This is a genomic window from Halobellus marinus, assembly GCF_032113415.1.
In the GTDB taxonomy this organism is placed as follows: domain Archaea; phylum Halobacteriota; class Halobacteria; order Halobacteriales; family Haloferacaceae; genus Haloquadratum; species Haloquadratum marinus.
Map to the genome: position 1 here is coordinate 3,103,293 of NZ_CP134946.1, position 15,609 is coordinate 3,118,901.

Annotated in this window: 11 protein-coding genes and 1 tRNA gene; 5 read left to right on the forward strand and 7 right to left on the reverse strand. The window is 64.9% G+C overall.

Going from position 1 to position 15,609, the window contains the following annotated elements; all coding sequences use genetic code 11:
- Positions 1 to 4: 4 nt before the first annotated feature.
- Entirely contained in the window at positions 5 to 1,027 is a 1,023-nt protein-coding gene (gene trpD / locus RJT37_RS15380; protein ID WP_313685835.1) for an anthranilate phosphoribosyltransferase, read from the reverse strand.
- A 256-nt stretch (positions 1,028 to 1,283) separates the two neighbouring features.
- On the opposite strand from trpD, the gene RJT37_RS15385 reads away from it, so the two are divergent.
- Positions 1,284 to 1,358, forward strand: a tRNA-Val gene (locus RJT37_RS15385).
- A gap of 170 nt (positions 1,359 to 1,528) precedes the next feature.
- Here the strand turns inward: RJT37_RS15385 and RJT37_RS15390 are convergent.
- The 4 genes from RJT37_RS15390 to RJT37_RS15405 form a co-directional block, all read right to left on the reverse strand.
- The gene (locus RJT37_RS15390; protein ID WP_313685837.1) at positions 1,529 to 3,673 is read right to left on the reverse strand and encodes a hypothetical protein; all 2,145 of its coding nucleotides are present in this window, start codon (positions 3,671 to 3,673) and stop codon (positions 1,529 to 1,531) included.
- Between the two features lie 323 nt (positions 3,674 to 3,996).
- Positions 3,997 to 6,144 carry a catalase/peroxidase HPI gene (gene katG / locus RJT37_RS15395; RefSeq protein ID WP_313685838.1) on the reverse strand — a complete coding sequence of 716 codons (2,148 nt, stop codon included), beginning with the start codon at positions 6,142 to 6,144 and terminating at the stop codon, positions 3,997 to 3,999.
- A gap of 179 nt (positions 6,145 to 6,323) precedes the next feature.
- Entirely contained in the window at positions 6,324 to 6,809 is a 486-nt protein-coding gene (locus tag RJT37_RS15400) for a metal-dependent hydrolase (RefSeq protein ID WP_313685839.1), read from the reverse strand.
- On the reverse strand, positions 6,809 to 7,261 hold the full coding sequence (locus RJT37_RS15405) for an OB-like fold-containing membrane protein (RefSeq protein ID WP_313685840.1): 453 nt from the start codon (positions 7,259 to 7,261) through the stop codon (positions 6,809 to 6,811). Before RJT37_RS15405 ends, RJT37_RS15400 begins: the two co-directional genes overlap by 1 nt.
- A gap of 186 nt (positions 7,262 to 7,447) precedes the next feature.
- Here RJT37_RS15405 and RJT37_RS15410 point away from each other — a divergent pair, with 186 nt between their 5' ends.
- On the forward strand, positions 7,448 to 8,743 hold the full coding sequence (locus RJT37_RS15410; protein WP_313685841.1) for an MFS transporter: 1,296 nt from the start codon (positions 7,448 to 7,450) through the stop codon (positions 8,741 to 8,743).
- Positions 8,744 to 8,785: 42 nt separating this feature from the next.
- Here the strand turns inward: RJT37_RS15410 and RJT37_RS15415 are convergent, their stop codons facing one another.
- The gene (locus RJT37_RS15415) at positions 8,786 to 9,244 is read right to left on the reverse strand and encodes a DUF7992 family protein (RefSeq protein WP_313685843.1); all 459 of its coding nucleotides are present in this window, start codon (positions 9,242 to 9,244) and stop codon (positions 8,786 to 8,788) included.
- Positions 9,245 to 9,543: 299 nt separating this feature from the next.
- On the opposite strand from RJT37_RS15415, the gene RJT37_RS15420 reads away from it, so the two are divergent.
- The 3 genes from RJT37_RS15420 to ileS all read left to right on the forward strand — a co-directional run bounded on the left by RJT37_RS15420 (position 9,544) and on the right by ileS (position 14,188).
- Positions 9,544 to 10,194, forward strand: coding sequence for an HVO_2922 family protein (locus tag RJT37_RS15420; RefSeq protein ID WP_313685845.1), 651 nt, complete (start codon positions 9,544 to 9,546; stop codon positions 10,192 to 10,194).
- A gap of 229 nt (positions 10,195 to 10,423) precedes the next feature.
- On the forward strand, positions 10,424 to 10,735 hold the full coding sequence (locus tag RJT37_RS15425; protein ID WP_313685847.1) for a UPF0058 family protein: 312 nt from the start codon (positions 10,424 to 10,426) through the stop codon (positions 10,733 to 10,735).
- 318 nt (positions 10,736 to 11,053) lie between these two features.
- A complete protein-coding gene (gene ileS, locus RJT37_RS15430) occupies positions 11,054 to 14,188 on the forward strand; it encodes an isoleucine--tRNA ligase (RefSeq protein ID WP_313685848.1) in 3,135 nt (1,044 codons plus the stop codon).
- Between the two features lie 51 nt (positions 14,189 to 14,239).
- Here ileS and RJT37_RS15435 read toward each other — a convergent pair whose 3' ends face one another.
- The gene (locus RJT37_RS15435; protein WP_313685850.1) at positions 14,240 to 15,598 is read right to left on the reverse strand and encodes an anaerobic glycerol-3-phosphate dehydrogenase subunit C; all 1,359 of its coding nucleotides are present in this window, start codon (positions 15,596 to 15,598) and stop codon (positions 14,240 to 14,242) included.
- Positions 15,599 to 15,609: the final 11 nt, after the last annotated feature.

Consider the following 15,609-nt stretch of genomic DNA (forward strand, 5'->3'; position numbering starts at 1 on the left):
CGGCTCAGCGCTCCACCGCGGCGTCGGCCGGGCCACAGAGCGCCGAGAACGTCGCTGCCGCGTCGCCCTCGTCGATGGCGTTTGCGGCCGCTTCGGCGCCATCTTCGATGCTGTCTGCGATCCCGGCGACGTACAGTGCCGCCCCCGCGTTCGCGAGGATGATGTCCCGCTTCGGACCGTCGGTCTCGCCGGTCACGATCCCGCGGAGATCCGCTGCGTTCTCTTCGGGTGACCCCCCGGCGACGGCGTCGATCGGGGCCGAACTGAGACCGATCTCCTCGGGCGTGAGCGTGTACTCCTCGGTGTCGTCGCCGTCGACCTCCGCGACGCGCGTCTCGTCGTGGAGCGCGATCTCGTCCATCCCGGACCCGTGGACGACGAGCGCGCGGTCGACCGACATCTGTGCGAGGGCGTCGGCGAGGACGGGCACGAGATCTGGGTCGTAGACGCCGACGACCTGCGCGTCCGCGCCGGCCGGGTTCGTCAGCGGCCCGAGGACGTTGAAGATCGTCCGCATCCCGAGTTCCTTCCGCGGGCCGATGACCGCCTTCATCGCGGGGTGGAACACGGGCGCGAGCATGAATCCGATCCCGTCGCGCTCGATGGCTGCCTCGACGGCCGGTGGTTCGGCCTCGACGTCGGCGCCGGCGACTTCGAGGACGTCGGCGCTGCCGGAGGAAGAAGAGACGGAGTAGTTGCCGTGTTTCGCGACCGCGGCGCCCGCGCCCGCGGCGATGATGGCGCTCGTCGTCGAGACGTTGATGGTGTCGTAGTCGTCGCCGCCGGTCCCGCAGGTGTCGACGAGCGGATCGCGGTCCGGTTCGATCCGCCGCGCTGCGTCCCGCATCCCCTGAGCGAAGCCGGCGATTTCGGTCTCGGTTTCGCCCTTGGCCCGGAGGGCCGCGAGCAGCGCGCCGATCTGCGCCTCTGTCGCCTCCTCGAAGACGAGGCGTGCCGCCTCGCGAGATTCAGTCTGCGTCAGGTCGCCGCCGTCGGTCGCGCGTTCGATGTAGTCCTGGAGTGTCATCGTGGTCACCGATGTACTATTTCGGGTTGTATTGAACAAATCCGTTCATCTGTATAAGGTTGTCGGAGCGGCGAATCGTCGGATACGAACCGGTGTTTCCTGACGGACCCGGGCGTCGTACCGAGCAGGGCAGGACAGTGAGATGACCGCGAGAGGGGAGAAATCGAACGACAGCGTCGGTCGCACCGAAGCGAAACCTTCAATTACGTCCCCGCGGAAGCAGGTAATGCGTTCAGACGACGCAAGCAAACAGGCCGGGTTGGTGGTCTAGGTTGGTTATGACACCTCCTTGACATGGAGGAGGCCGGCGGTTCAAATCCGCCCCAACCCACTTTCTGATTCCTCGCAACGACGAGCGCCAGCGAGGGGTCCGTGGAATCGGAAGTGGTTCCGGGTGGATTTGAAGCAGGGAGTGAAGCGGGCACCGCGAGCGGAACGACCGTGGTTCAGAATCCGCCCCAACCCATACGCGGTCCGAAGATATTCTCGTATTCTTCGGTCTCAACCCAGCGGCGTCTCGATCGCCACCTGGGCGTCGTCGATGGCGCGGCTGATGCGGGGGACGAGCGCGGCCACCGAACTGTCGGTGTAGCCGTCCTGGCCGTCACTCTGGAGGCGTTCCCGAGCGCGCTGGAGGTCCTCGACAGCAGCACGGAGTCGGCTGTTCGACCGCTCGGCCGCGCCCTCCTCGGCGGCGGCGACCGCGTCCTCGACGGCTCTCTGGGCGCTCGATAGCAGTTCGAGCACCTGCCCCCGCGCGCCATCTCTCTCCGCCAGGTCACCCGCGAGGTCACGCAGGTCCCCCAGGAAGGCCGACAGCGAACGGGCCAGCGATGCCTTGCCCGTTGCCACGGTCTCCCTGACGTAGTCGTCGGCATCACCGAAATCGGAAGGAGTGACGCGGTAGGCGCCACGTCGCCCGTCCCCGTCGACGACCGCAACCGTGTAGGTCCCCGCGCGGTGGACCGGAATCTTGTATCGATCCGGTTCGACAGGGCGGCCGTCGTACACCGTGCCGGCGTAGTCCTCGACGACTCGCACGCGCTCGACACCGTCCGCAGCGCGGCCGTCGCCCCGAATCGTCGCGGCGTCCTCGCTGGCGACGACGGTGAGTTCCCCGCCGGCGCCGGCACGGACCAGTCCGCCATCGTGGTCGAACCGCTCGGCGACCGGCGCGTAGCCGGGGCCGTTGACCACCAGCAGGTGGTCGCCCCGCTCGACGTGCAACAGACCGAAGACGCCGCCGCGGGTGACCGTCGCGACCGGGTCCGGACTGGCCAGCCTGACGGCGGCCTCGACCGGGACCCCGAACAGCGAGACTGGAATCTGGTCTGCCAGGGCCGACCGGGCGTCGTCGCTCACCCGCTCTACGGTCCCTTCCGCGCCTGCCCGGAGCTGTCGAACTCTGCCGACGACACGGTCGGCGAGTCCACTGGGCACGTCGCCATCGATACCGCGGCGGTGTTCCGGGTCGGTCACGTCCGCCAGCGGGTCCGTAAACCGGGGCTGCTCCCACGGGATGCCGACTGACGTGATGTGGCTGGCGAGTCGGTCCTCGACAAAACCCGGCACGGCAAACTCGAAGCTCAGCTGGGGACCGCCGAAATCGTCGATGGCCTCGCGGACCCGCGCCATCGGTTCCAGCGCGTAGGTGACGTCGCCGTCGGTCCGGCTCTCGGGGCTGGTCAGCACGAGCCCCGACTCCCGAACCGGGATCTCCGTGGGCGGCCGCGGGAGACCGTTCCACGAGCCGACAGTGACCCGCTCGTCGATGAAGTCCTCGCGGTTGACCGACAGGTCCGGGTGCTCGTCCAGCGGCTGGCCGTCCAGTTCCGGCATCACGAACGGCAGCCGCGCCCCCTCGCCGCGTGGCAGGCCGTAGGCGAATGGGGCGCGGACCCGCGTAGAGATATCGACGGCATCGTTCGTGATGTCGGAGTCCCAGTCATCGGACGGAATCCGTTCGAACGTCGGGACGACGGCGTTGATCTCGCAGGTGCTGGAGTGGGAACCAACCTCCGACAGCACCCCGGGCCGACGTTCCTCCGGGGTGGGCGGGTCGGCATATTCGTTGTTGGGTACCTTCCGGGAGTGGGCGCTGGCCGACAGCAGCAGGGGTGTCCCCGTCTCGCGGTCGACGAACACCTGGAGTAGTTCCCAGTCGTGCCAGTGGAAGTTCACCGTGAACTGGTCGAACGCCGAGTACATCCAGTACTGGATGGCGTCAATCCCAGGACTGCCGGCGTCCTCGACCACGTTGTAATAGACCGTGGGCCACGGCGGCGACCCGGGGTCGGTGAAGGCCGCGGCGTAGCTATCGAGGGCGTCGAAGCCATCCAGGACGCGATCGCCGGCGCCGAGTAACTCCGTGGGGTCGGTCGGGTACCACTCTTCGAGCCGGCCGAAGTACAGGTCCGGCGCGTACCGCTGCACGATGGCTGGGGCGGTCGGCTCCGGCGTGTCGGTGACGGTGGGCTCTGGAGTCGGTTCGGGTGTCGGTTCCGGGTCGGCCGGTTGCTCGACCGGGCGTGTCTGGAGCCACGCCGTCGCGGCGCCCCCTCCGGTCAACACGCCCGCGGCGAAGGCGCCAAGGACGCGCCGTCGACTCGACCCACCGGATCGCTTTTGTTCCTCATCCCCAGGCATAGCGCGTCTATTTCCGGCCTGAGGGGAAATACTTTGACTCGGCGCTGGTCGGGATTGGGTCCGACGGTCTCCGAACGGCATTGCTCCCAAACAGTGTCCACCCCCTCGTCCCCCTGACAGGAGCCTTCTTTTCGTACGGCATCACCCGCAGAGAGCGGTGGCTCTGATTTCGAGACTCGAAGCGTCGTCAAACCCTCAAGAACGGGTTCTTCCCGGCAGTTTCGCCCGAAACACCCGGGATCGATTGATCGTTGCAGGCTCGGACGACGTAGTGCGCCGCGAAAAATCGAACCGCGAAATTCCGCCGTAAGCCGTTCTCCCGTCTATTCGAGGTCGAAGCGGTCGTGGGTCATCACTTTGTGCCAGGCGTCGACGAAGTCCTCAACGAACTCCTCTTCGCCGTCGGCAGACCCGTAGACCTCCGCGATGGCGCGGAGCCGGGAGTTCGATCCGAAGACCAGATCAGCGCGGGTCGCTTCCCAGTGAACTTCGCCCGTGTCGCGGTCGCGGAGTTCGTAGCGGTTTTCGGACTCGTCTACGACATCCCACTCCAGATCGTTGTCGAGCAGGGTCTCGAAGAAGTCGTTAGTCAACGCGTCGGTATCGTCGGTGAAGACGCCGAGGGCCGAGCCCTCGTAGGTCGCACCCAGCGTCCGCATCCCGCCGACCAGCACCGTCATCTCCGCGGGCGTGAGGTCCAGCAGATCGGCCTTGTCGACGAGCAGGTCCTCGGCGCTCTGTTCGGCGTCGTCGCTGAGGTAGTTCCGGAAGCCGTCCGCATCCGGTTCGAGTACCTCGAACGATTCGACGTCTGTCTGCTCCTGCGTGGCGTCGGTGCGTCCCGGCTCGAACGGGACGGAGACGTCGTAGCCAGCATTCGCTGCGGCCTGTTCGACGGCCGCGTACCCGCCCAGCACGATCAGATCGGCGAGGGAGACTCTCGTATCGTCCGACTGGGCGTCGTTGAAGTCCGCCTGGATCGCCTCGTACGTCGCAAGCACCGATTCAAGCTGCTCTGGCTCGTTGGCTTCCCAGCTTCGCTGGGGTTCGAGGCGGATGCGAGCGCCGTTTGCGCCGCCGCGCTTGTCGCTGTCGCGGTACGTCGATGCCGCCGCCCACGCGGTCTTGACGAGTTGTGAGATGGACAGCTCCGAGTCGAGCAGGTCGGATTTGAGCTCGGCGGCGTCCGCCTCGTCGATCAGGTCGTAGTCGGCGTCCGGCAGGGGATCCTGCCAGAGCATCGTCTGCTCGGGAACCTCCGGCCCGAGGAACCGTTCCGGCGGACCCATATCGCGGTGAATGAGCTTGTACCACGCTTTCGCGAAGGCATCCTGGAATTCCATCGGGTCCTCGCGGAACTCTTCGAGGACCTCCCGGTAGTCCGGATCCTTCTTCAGCGCGACGTCCGTCGTCAGCATCATCACGTCTTCCTTCTCGGCGGGGTCCTGGACGCCGGGGGCGGCGTTGTCGAGTTCGCCGTCTTCCGTGGTCCACTGCCACGCCCCGCCGGGACCCTTCTCCGGCTCCCACTCGTGGTCGAGCAGGTTGTTGATGTAGCTCATGTCCCACTGGGTCGGCGTGGTGTTCCAGGGACCTTCGATCCCGCTCGTGATCGTGTCGGGGCCCTTCCCCTCACCGAAGTCGTTCTCCCAGCCGAGTCCCTCCTGTTCGATAGGGGCCGCCGCGGGCTCGGGACCGACGTGTTCCTCGGGATCGTCGGCGCCGTGGACCTTCCCGAAGGTGTGGCCGCCGGCGATGAGCGCGACGGTCTCCTTGTCGTTCATCGCCATCCGGCTGAAGGACTCCCGGATGTTCTTCGCGGAGCCTTCGACGTCCGGTTCGCCGTTGGGCCCCTCCGGGTTCACGTAGATGAGGCCCATCACGGTGTTGCCAAGCTTTCCCGCGAGGCTCCCATCCTCGTCGAAGCGGTCGGGCGAGGTGGTCTCCCACTCGCTTTCGGGGCCCCAGTCGACGGCCTCGTCGGGCGTGAAGTCGTCCTCGCGGCCGCCGGCGAAGCCGAACGTCTCGAAGCCCATCGACTCCAGGGCGACGTTGCCGGCGAGGACAATCAGGTCGGCCCACGAGATTTTTTGGCCGTACTTCTGCTTGACCGGCCAGAGCAGCCGTCGAGCCTTGTCGAGGTTCACGTTGTCCGGCCAACTGTCGATCGGCGGAAGCCGCTGTCGGCCGCCCGCTGCCCCCCCGCGCCCGTCAGTGGTGCGGTACGTGCCGGCGCTGTGCCACGCCATCCGAATGAAGAGCGGACCGTAGGTGCCGTAGTCGGCCGGCCACCAGTCCTGGGAGGTGGTCATTGCCTCCTCGAGATCTTCTTTCAGCGCCTCGTAGTCGAGTTTCTCGAACTCCTCAGCGTAGTCGAACTCCTCGCCCAGCGGACTCACGTCCTGTGTGTTCTGGTCGAGGATCTTCAAGTTCAGCTGGTTCGGCCACCAATCTTGGTTGGACCTGTTCATCGTTTACTGATTGTCGCTTCGGCATATAATATTGACTAATCTGGAAAGCGATCCTTCACTGCCGCAAAGCGATTATCGGATCTGTGAAAACGTATCGGCGACCGGCGACCGGTCCATCGGACACACGCACCTGTCGAACGATCGTTCTCAGCGGATTTCGTAGTGATGCGCCAGTATTCTCATCTGACCGGGGTTCGCCGTCGACCGATCCAGACGAGGAGAGCCACGGCGATTGCCACGCCGGCGGGCCAGACATCCGTGCTGGCATAGAGGTTCCCGGCCGGTGGGAGCCACCCCACGAAGGGGAAGAGATACGGCGGCGCGAGCCCGTCGACCCGAATCACGAACAGATCCAAGAACAGGTGACTGACGCCGCCGGCCAGGAGCGACAGGAACGCGACGCGCCGATCGGAACCGCGTACCGTCAGCGCGCCGAGTCCCCCGAGGACGACGACTCCCCCGAGCGTATGGACCGCCCAGAAGGAGTAGGGGACGCCCGAGACGCTGCCGACCGAAACGTCCAGCAGCACGGTCGCCTTCATCACGTCAGGCATCACGGCCCCGACCATCACGACCGGGAGATGTCGGTCCGGAAGGGCGGTGAGTCGCACGGCAACCGCACCGACGGCGTACGCGATCAGCACGTGTGTGAGCACGTCGGGCATCAGGGGTCCTCCCGCGGAACGAACCGCCACCCGTCGGTATCGATCCGCCAGCGTCGGAGAAAGGCCCCCGCAGCCAGGAGACTGCCGACTACCGAGATACCGTACATATACTGCCGGTCACCTGTCGACTGCACGTGGTACGCGGTCGTCTCGAACCGCCGGTCGGGGGCCAGCGTGCCGTACAGCTGGATCTGGTCGCCGACCGCGACTGCGTCCGGCCGAGGGGAAGTCACTCTGAGCCGTAGCCCTTCGGTTCCGACCACGACGGTCCCGTCGTCGACTCCCACGACCGCCCCCCACAGGTGTATCCGCTCACCCACGTGACTCGGATACTCCTCCTCGATCGCCTCGGCGTCCGGGTAGCTATCGGATCCGTTGAACTGGATCCCGAACCCCGCGACGAGTCCGGCAAGGAGGAGACACAGGACGACGAGAACTGGGAGACGACGCACACGGACAAAGGGACGTCTCCGTGTATTTACCTTTTCGCTCCGGTGTGGTCGCCGTTTCATACTGTCGGACACAAGTCTATGAAGAATTTCGCCGCCCCGTGCGGCAAATATCTTGAAACAGTTGTGTCCGACAGTATCAGTCACCGACAAAAAAGTCTATTACCGGGAGCGGGAGAGGAGATTACGGTGAATAACCAACGATCGACGCGCCGGTGGGTGTTCGTGGCGCTGGGTGCGGCCGTTATGGGCGCAGCCGGGACCTACCAGTTCATCTGGTCGTCGCTCAGTGCCGCGGTGGGGACGCGGATCCCTGCCTCACAGGCGGCGCTCGGGACCGTCTTCACGCTTTTCGTGGTGACGCAGACGCTCGTGCAACTGCCGGCGGGGAGCATCCGCGATCGCTACGGCCCACGGAAACTCCTCGCCGTCTCGGGGATCCTGATGTTCGCGGGATACGTCGGCCTCGCCGTCGCCCCGATACTCCCGGTGGCCTTTGCGTCGTACGCTATCGGCGGTCTCGGCGCCGGAATTGCCTACACTGTCGCGATCAACACCCCGGTCAAGTGGTTCGACGAGTACCGCGGCCTGGCCACCGGGATCGTTTCGATGGCCTACGGCGGCGTGAGTTTCGTGCTGATTCCGCTGGTGCGAGGGGCGATCGACGCCGCCTTCACCCGGACGCTTCTCGTGATGGCGGTGGCCGTCGGTGTCGTCGGACTGCTCGCGGCGGGCGTGCTCCGCGATCCCCGCCGTGAGACCGGCGAATCCACGTCGAGCGCGTCGACGGAGCAGGGGCCCGATTCCAGTTCGGATGCCGATTCCGATACCCGGGGAGATACTGACGACGCGCCCGCGCCGTCGACGGAGGCAGTCGGGTGGCGGACCGCGGCACGAACGTGGCAGTTCTGGGTGTTCTACGGCGTGATGGTCGTCGTCAACGGCGTGGGACTGATGCTGATCGGCCAGTCGGTCGGGTTCACGACCGGACTCGGACTCTCGCCGGCGACAGCAACGACCGTGGCCTCGGTCATCGCGCTGGCCGACGGCGGCGGGATCCTGGTTCTCGGTGGCCTGTCGGATCGGTTCGGCGGCGAGCGGACCGCCGGCACCTCGCTCGTGTTGTGTGGACTCTCACTCGCCGGGGCAGTCGCGAGCGGGGTTCGTGGGTACGGGACGCTGTTCGTCGTGTTGGTTGGCGCAGCAGCGTTCTTCCGAAGCCCGGTGTTCGCGATCTTTCCGAGTCTCGTCGGCCACTACTACGGCGAGGCGCGCTCCTCGGAGAATTACGCGGCGATCTACACCGCGAAAGTCCCCGGTGGCGTGTTCGGCGGCACCGTCACCGGCGCGATGATCGCCCTCCTTGACTGGTCGACCGCCTTCTACGTTGGCGCCGTGCTGGTGGTTGGTGCAGGAGTCGGAACGTTTGCTCTCCGTCCGGTACGGACTGGCGCAGCGGCAGGCGAGTCACCCCCGTCGCAGTGAGCACTATCGGCGGGGTCGAACCGTCGGAGCGACAGTACCGGCTCAGTCGAAGTCGGGCAGGTCGTCGGGCGCCTCGTACTCGGTTTCCCAGGTGATGTACTCGTCTTTCAGGACGTCACAGACGGTCTGTCCCAGTTCGGTCAGACCAGCGTTGATCGCCGACACCGACCCCCACGAGTCGAGGTCGGGGTGGTAGTTCCGCTCTTTCCAGTCTTCAGGGATCCCCGGGGCGTGATAGCCGACCCGCTCGGCGAAGGAGTCCCAGAAGAAGTCGAACTCACGGAGCAATGCGAGGTCGGTGACGATTGCGAAGTCGTCCTCGTCGAGGTCTGTCCGCGCGGCCCAGTCGGTGAACGCCTCCTCCCAGGCGCCGTCCCGAAGTAGCTGTTCGATCTCTTCGCGCTTGTAGTCGGTGTCGCCCACCACCTCGGCGTCCTCGTAGTCGTTCGGATCCATCTCCTCGAGTTCGGGCGGCGCCGGAACGTCGACGTTCAGAGACATACCGGGTCTTCGGCGTCGACGCTCATATACTGTCGGACGTGACACCTGCACAGTTCGTCACGGCTCGGATCGCGAACTGATTGACAGAGCGCAACCGACCCATTCTGTATCAGCCACCTGTGTCGATCCCGGCGACGGCGCCGTACCCGCATACTGATACTGTCGGACGTAAGTTCGTGGAATATTTCGACACCTCGGGGTGCCGAGAATCTCCAGATAGTTACGTCCGACAGTATGAGGCCCAATCACCGATTGTTCCGGGAGTATTACTAAATGAGCACCGCCCCATTATCCGCCGTATGTCAGAGGAGACACTCTACGAATCGGAGGAGACGCGAAGCCGGAACGGGATCGCCACCTACCTGCGACGGCTGGCACGCGCCCTCGGACGCGGCGACCCCCTCCCGGCGGACGAGGAACAGACAGTTACGGTCGACCCGCCGATGGAGCCCGAACTGGCGGTCGAAGTCGAGCGCACCGGCGACAAACTCAGCCTCGATGTCGAAATGGAGTGGGTGGAGGAGGATGGCGACCTCGACATCGACGCCGGCGGCAGTAAAGCGACCTTCGAGCTCTACGAGGACACCGCTGGACAGCGCCGCTGGCGACTCGTCCACGACAACGGCAACATCATCGCCGACAGCGGCGAGGGGTACGCCTCGACTCAAAAGGCCAAACAGGGACTCGAAAGCGTCAGAACCAACGCCCCGGGCGCCGCCGTCGTCGACCAGTCGAAGGACGACGGGTCCGAAGACACCGAGAGCGGCAGCGACGCGGCCTTCGAGCTGTTCGAGGACAAAGGCGGCAAGTGGCGCTGGCGACTCGTCCACGACAACGGCCAGATCATCGCCGACAGCGGGCAGGGGTACGCCTCGAAACAGAAGGCCAAACAGGGACTCGACAGTGTCAAGGAGAACGTCCGCGGTGCCCCGGTCGAACTGGAGGACTAATACTGTCGGACGTCCGTTCGTGGAATATTTCGACACCTCGTGGTGCCGAGAATTTCCAGAGAGGGACATCCGACAGTATAACGAGAGTGCCATCGAACTACTCACACGGTGATCGATTCACTGTGAGAGTAGTCGAAATCTGTGGGAGGAAACCTGCGGATTGCACATTTTGCGGCCCTCGGTGAGGATTCCGGTCACTCATTTAATAAAAACACACTAGAGGAGTAAAATGTGCCCGATTGATCTTCCCGTAGCCTCGAACACGTATGATGAAGCGGAGTTCACTTCGCTGAGGAAGACAATGCACAAACAAGAACTCGTACACCTTCACCACTTACTGGTCGAAATCACACAATCGTTTGCTGACGGAGGCGCGGTCCCGGATGAGGTATGGAACGAGTACGAGGCGCTCCATACAAATGCGTATTCTGTTCACGCACCTAAAGGACAACACGAAGAGGCGGTCCTGCTACTTGCGAACACCCTTGGGGAGGAACTTGCACAGCCGACAGAGGAGCAGTCAGTTATGTCGGCTCAGTGACCAATACCGCCGAAACACACCCAGCAGTGAGCGAGTCTGTGTGCGGAAATTCACCCATATTAACCCTTCTATGACACCTTCGACTATAGTCGCGGTTGCAACTCATTGTTCGTCAGATCGCACGACGTGGTACGATCGGGTGAGCGAAGACTTGCAACCGCTACGATAGCACCAAAACCCGAATCCCAGGAACCCACACCGACCCTGTTCCCGCTCGCTCCTCCGGGCTGAGAGCCACCGCAGCGGCGGCACGCCGAACCAGTAGTCGCTCGCGGCGGTTCCACGGATTTCATATACGTTCGCCGGTTCTCCACTCGTATGGACGAAGTCGACGACCAGTACACGCCCGCGGACGTCGAGGCCGCGGTGGAGACGTACTGGGACGATGCCGACGCCTACGAGGCGACGAAGGAGGCACACGCCGACGACCCCGCCTTCTTCTTCGTCGACGGGCCGCCGTACACCTCCGGGCAGATGCACCTCGGGACGGCGTGGAACAAGACACTGAAGGACGCCGTCATCCGATACAAGCGGATGACCGGCCACCGGGTGACGGACCGGCCGGGATACGACATGCACGGCCTCCCGATCGAGGTGAAAGTCGAGGAGGAACTCGGCTTCGAGACCAAACGCGACATCGAGGAGTACGGCATCGAGGCATTCATCGAGGAGTGCAAGGAGTTCGCCGAACGGAACCGGAAGGCGATGGACGAGGACTTCCAGTCGATCGGCGTCTGGATGGACTGGGACGACCCCTACGAGACGATCACACCCGAGTATATGGAGGCCGCGTGGTGGGCCTTCCAGCAGGTCGCAGAGCGCGATCTCGTCGAGCAGGGCAAGCGCTCGGTCAACTACTGCCCGCGGTGTCAGACCGCCATCGCCGCAAACGAGGTCGAGTACGACGAGATCACCTCCCCCTCGATCTACGTAAAGTTCCCACTCTCCGACCGGGAAGGGAGCCTCGTCATCTGGACGACGACGCCGTGGACCATCCCAGCGAACACATTCGTCGCCGTCGACGAGGCGATGACCTACCAGGCCGTCCGCGCCGAGAAAGACGGCGAGACCGAGACGCTCTACATCGCCGAACCCTGCGTCGAGGACGTCCTGAAGAAGGGGCGCTACGAGGACTACGAGGTGATCGAGGAGTTCACCGGCGAGGAACTGGTCGGCTGGACGTACGACCACCCGCTCGCCGCACACCTGAACGAGCACGCCGACTTCGAGGGCGCGGGCGAGGTGTACACCGCCGACTACGTCGAGGCCGACCGCACCGGACTGGTCCACTCCGCACCGGGACACGGGCAAGAGGACTTCGCTCGCGGGCAGGAACTCGGCCTCGACACCTTCGTTCCCGTCGACGACCGCGGCGAGTTCACCGAGGAAGGGGGAGACTACGCCGGCACCTTCGTCCGCGACGCCAACGACCCGATCATCGAGGATTTAGAGGAGTCCGGACACCTGCTCGCGTCCGGGACCCACGAGCACCGGTACGGCCACTGCTGGCGGTGCGACACGGACATCATCTTCCTGGCGACCGACCAGTGGTTCATCACGGTCACCGACATCAAAGACGAACTGCTCGACAACATCCAGGAGACCGAGTGGTATCCGCAGTGGGCCCGCGACAACCGCTTCCACGACTTCGTCGCCGACGCGCCGGACTGGAACATCTCCCGCCAGCGCTACTGGGGGATCCCGCTGCCGATCTGGCAGTCTGAGGACGGCGAGTGGATCGTCGTCGGCACGCGAGAGGAACTCGCAGCGCGCGTCGACCAGGACATCGATCCCGACGAGATCGACCTGCACCGGCCCTCGGTGGATCCGCTGACGATCACCGAAGAGGGGACGACCTACGAGCGCGTCCCGGACGTCTTCGACGTCTGGATCGACTCCTCGGTCGCGACGTGGGGGACGATCGACTACCCGAGCGAGACGGCGGCCTACGAGGAACTGTGGCCCGCCGACTGGATCGTCGAGGCACACGACCAGACCCGCGGCTGGTTCTGGTCGCAACTCGGAATGGGCACGGCCGCAGTCGGAAGAGCCCCCTACGAGGAAGTGATGATGCACGGCTTCGTCAACGACGAAGATGGAAGAAAGATGTCGAAGTCGCTCGGGAACATCGTCACCCCGGAAGAGGCCATCGAGCGGGCCGGCCGCGACCCGCTGCGGGCGTACCTGCTCAGCCACGACCAGCAGGGCGTCGATCTCTCCTTCGAGTGGGAGGGGTTAGGAGAGATGCAGTCGACGCTCAACATCTTCTGGAACGTCTTCCGGTTCCCGCTGCCGTATATGGATCTCGACGACTACGACCCCGCCGACGCCGACCTCGATGAGGGTGAACTCACGGTCGTCGACGAGTGGGTGCTCTCGCGGCTCCAGACCGTCGAGGCTGAGGCGGCAGAGGCCTGGGAGAACTACGAGGTCAGCACCGCCGTCAACGCCGTGCTCGACTTCCTCACGGAGGACGTCTCCCGGTTCTACGTGAAGGCGATCCGCGAGCGGATGTGGGAGGAGGAGGATTCGGCCTCCAAACGCGGCGCGTACGCCACGCTCGCGACGGTGCTCGACGAGACGATCAGGCTGCTGGCACCGATCACGCCCTACCTCGCAGAGCGGATGTACCAGCACTTCGACGGGAGCGAGACGACCGTCCACGCGCTGTCGTACCCGAGCGCCGACGAGACGCTGCGCGACGAGGAACTCGAACGGCAGATGGCCGTGCTCAGAGACGTCGAAGAGGCGGCTGCGAACGCGCGCCAGCAGGGCGGCCGGAAGCTCCGCTGGCCCGTCTCGCGCGTGATCGTCGCCAGTGAGAACGACGACGTCAGAGCAGCGGTCGAATCGCTCTCGGACCTCCTTTCCGAGCGCGTCAACGCCCGCTCGGTCGACGTTGTCGCCGAGTTCGACGAACTCGTCGAGCGCGCCAGCCCTGAGATGGGCGTGATCGGCCCCGAGTTCGGCGCCGACGCCCAGAAGGTGATGGAGGCAGTCCAGGGACTGACGCGTGATGAGGTCGAGACCGGCGTCACTGTCGACGGCGAGACCTACGAACTGGAAGACGAAATGGTGAGTTACGAGGCCGAACCGCCCGAGCACATCTCGGCGGCCGACTTCGACGGCGGGACGGTGTACGTCGACACCCAACTCACCGAGGAGATCGAAGCCGAGGGGTACGCCCGCGACGTCGTCCGCCGGATCCAGGAGATGCGAAAGCGGCTGGAACTGGACGTCGACGCCGAGATCGACACCTACCTCGACGTCGCCGACGACCGCGTCGCCGACTTCGTCGACCGTCACCGCGACGTGGTCGCCGAGGAGACCCGAACTCGGGAGTTCGTCGACGGTCCCGAGTTGGCGACCGACGGCGAGTCGGCACTCGTCGAAGAGTGGGACGTCGAGGGCGTGACGGTCACGATCGGCGTCGAACCGGTCGACGGCGCGTAGCGGGCGCTGTAAGGGACAAATTCAGCAGCGCGCGCCTTCAAACGGCGAACCTCAGCACAGCGCGCTTTCGAGCACTTCGAGCGGGTGTTTGATCTCGTAGCCCGTGCCGTGTTCCATCTGCATCGCGCAGGTCGGACACTCGGTCATCCCGGTGTCCCCCTCGGCGTCGTACATATGCTCGAACATCTCCTCGGCGATCTCCATCGAGTTGTCGTACTTTTCGTCTTTCCAGCCGTACGTGCCCGAGATGCCCGAACAGGAGTCGCCGACGTCCTCGACTGTCACGCCGTCGAGGTCGCGGAACAGTTCGATGGCCTGGCGGTCGAGCCCCTGGTTGCGGGCGTGACACGGCGCGTGGTAGGCGAAGTCGCCCTCCTCGACGCTCGCGTCGGCGAGTTCGGCCTCCAGATCCTCGTGGATCCGGAGGTACTCGAGCGACTCGGAGGTGTTCTCCGCGAGGTCCTCGATGCCGTCGATGTCGAACAGTTCCGGGTACTCCTGTCTGAGCGCCATCGAACAGGAGGTACAGGAGGCGACCGCGTCGTACCCCTCCGCGATCAGGTCGGAAAAGGAGGAGACGTTGACCTCCGCGGCGCGCTCGGCGTCGTCGAGCATCCCGTTTGCGAACATCGGCGTGCCCGAACACCGCTGTTCAGGGGCGACGATCTCGTAGCCGAACGACTCGTAGACGCGGACGAGCGCCTTGCCGACCTCCGGGGTGTTGAAGTTGGAGTAACAGCCGTGGAAGTACGCCACTTTCTTGTCAGCGTCGACGGGGTCGCCGCGCCGTTCTCGCGCCGCGCGAGCGTTCTGTCGTGAGGCGTCCGCGCCGCCGCGCTTGCGCCACCACTCCTGGAAGGTCTCGGTGGCGAAGGCGGGGAACTCGCGTTCGGCCGTCACGCCAAGCGTCTTCTCCATCACCCACCGGGCCGGTCCGAAGTTCATCACGGCGTTCGCGACGCGGGGGAGTTTGCTCGCAAACCACGCCGATGTCCGGTAGTTCGCGAGGATCCGGTTGCGGATGTACTTGAGAGAGAGTTTGCTCATCTGCTCGTCGACGTACGCCCCGCGGGCGGTGTTGTGCATCTGCGAGAGCGGGACCTCCGACGGACAGGCGTCGTCGCACCGCATACAGTTCGAGCAGGACATGATCGAGTCGTCGATGTCGATGTCGTCCTTCCGCTTGAGGCGCCACTGCTCGGGACCTTGGAACTTCGGCCCCGGGAAGTCGTCGTCGACCTCGGCGACCGGACAGGAGGTATCACAGACGGAGCACTTGTAGCAGTTGTCCGCGCCCGGCCGCAGGTCCATCGCGCCGTCGTCGTCGCCGAAGACGGAGACCGGTTCGAAGTCGGCGTCGTCCTGTGCGATCGGTTCCATCGGCTCCGTGGGGTTCTCTGCGTCGCTCATCTGATGATAGT

Excerpts from the sequence above, each read along its gene's own strand:
- RJT37_RS15415 (WP_313685843.1), bottom strand. The coding sequence starts at position 9,244 with ATGTCTCTGAACGTCGACGTTCCGGCGCCGCCCGAACTCGAGGAGATG.
- RJT37_RS15400 (WP_313685839.1), bottom strand. The coding sequence starts at position 6,809 with ATGCCCGACGTGCTCACACACGTGCTGATCGCGTACGCCGTCGGTGCG.
- RJT37_RS15425 (WP_313685847.1), top strand. The coding sequence starts at position 10,424 with ATGTGCCCGATTGATCTTCCCGTAGCCTCGAACACGTATGATGAAGCG.
- trpD (WP_313685835.1), bottom strand. The coding sequence starts at position 1,027 with ATGACACTCCAGGACTACATCGAACGCGCGACCGACGGCGGCGACCTG.
- RJT37_RS15435 (WP_313685850.1), bottom strand. The coding sequence starts at position 15,598 with ATGAGCGACGCAGAGAACCCCACGGAGCCGATGGAACCGATCGCACAG.
- RJT37_RS15390 (WP_313685837.1), bottom strand. The coding sequence starts at position 3,673 with ATGCCTGGGGATGAGGAACAAAAGCGATCCGGTGGGTCGAGTCGACGG.
- RJT37_RS15420 (WP_313685845.1), top strand. The coding sequence starts at position 9,544 with ATGTCAGAGGAGACACTCTACGAATCGGAGGAGACGCGAAGCCGGAAC.
- ileS (WP_313685848.1), top strand. The coding sequence starts at position 11,054 with ATGGACGAAGTCGACGACCAGTACACGCCCGCGGACGTCGAGGCCGCG.
- katG (WP_313685838.1), bottom strand. The coding sequence starts at position 6,144 with ATGAACAGGTCCAACCAAGATTGGTGGCCGAACCAGCTGAACTTGAAG.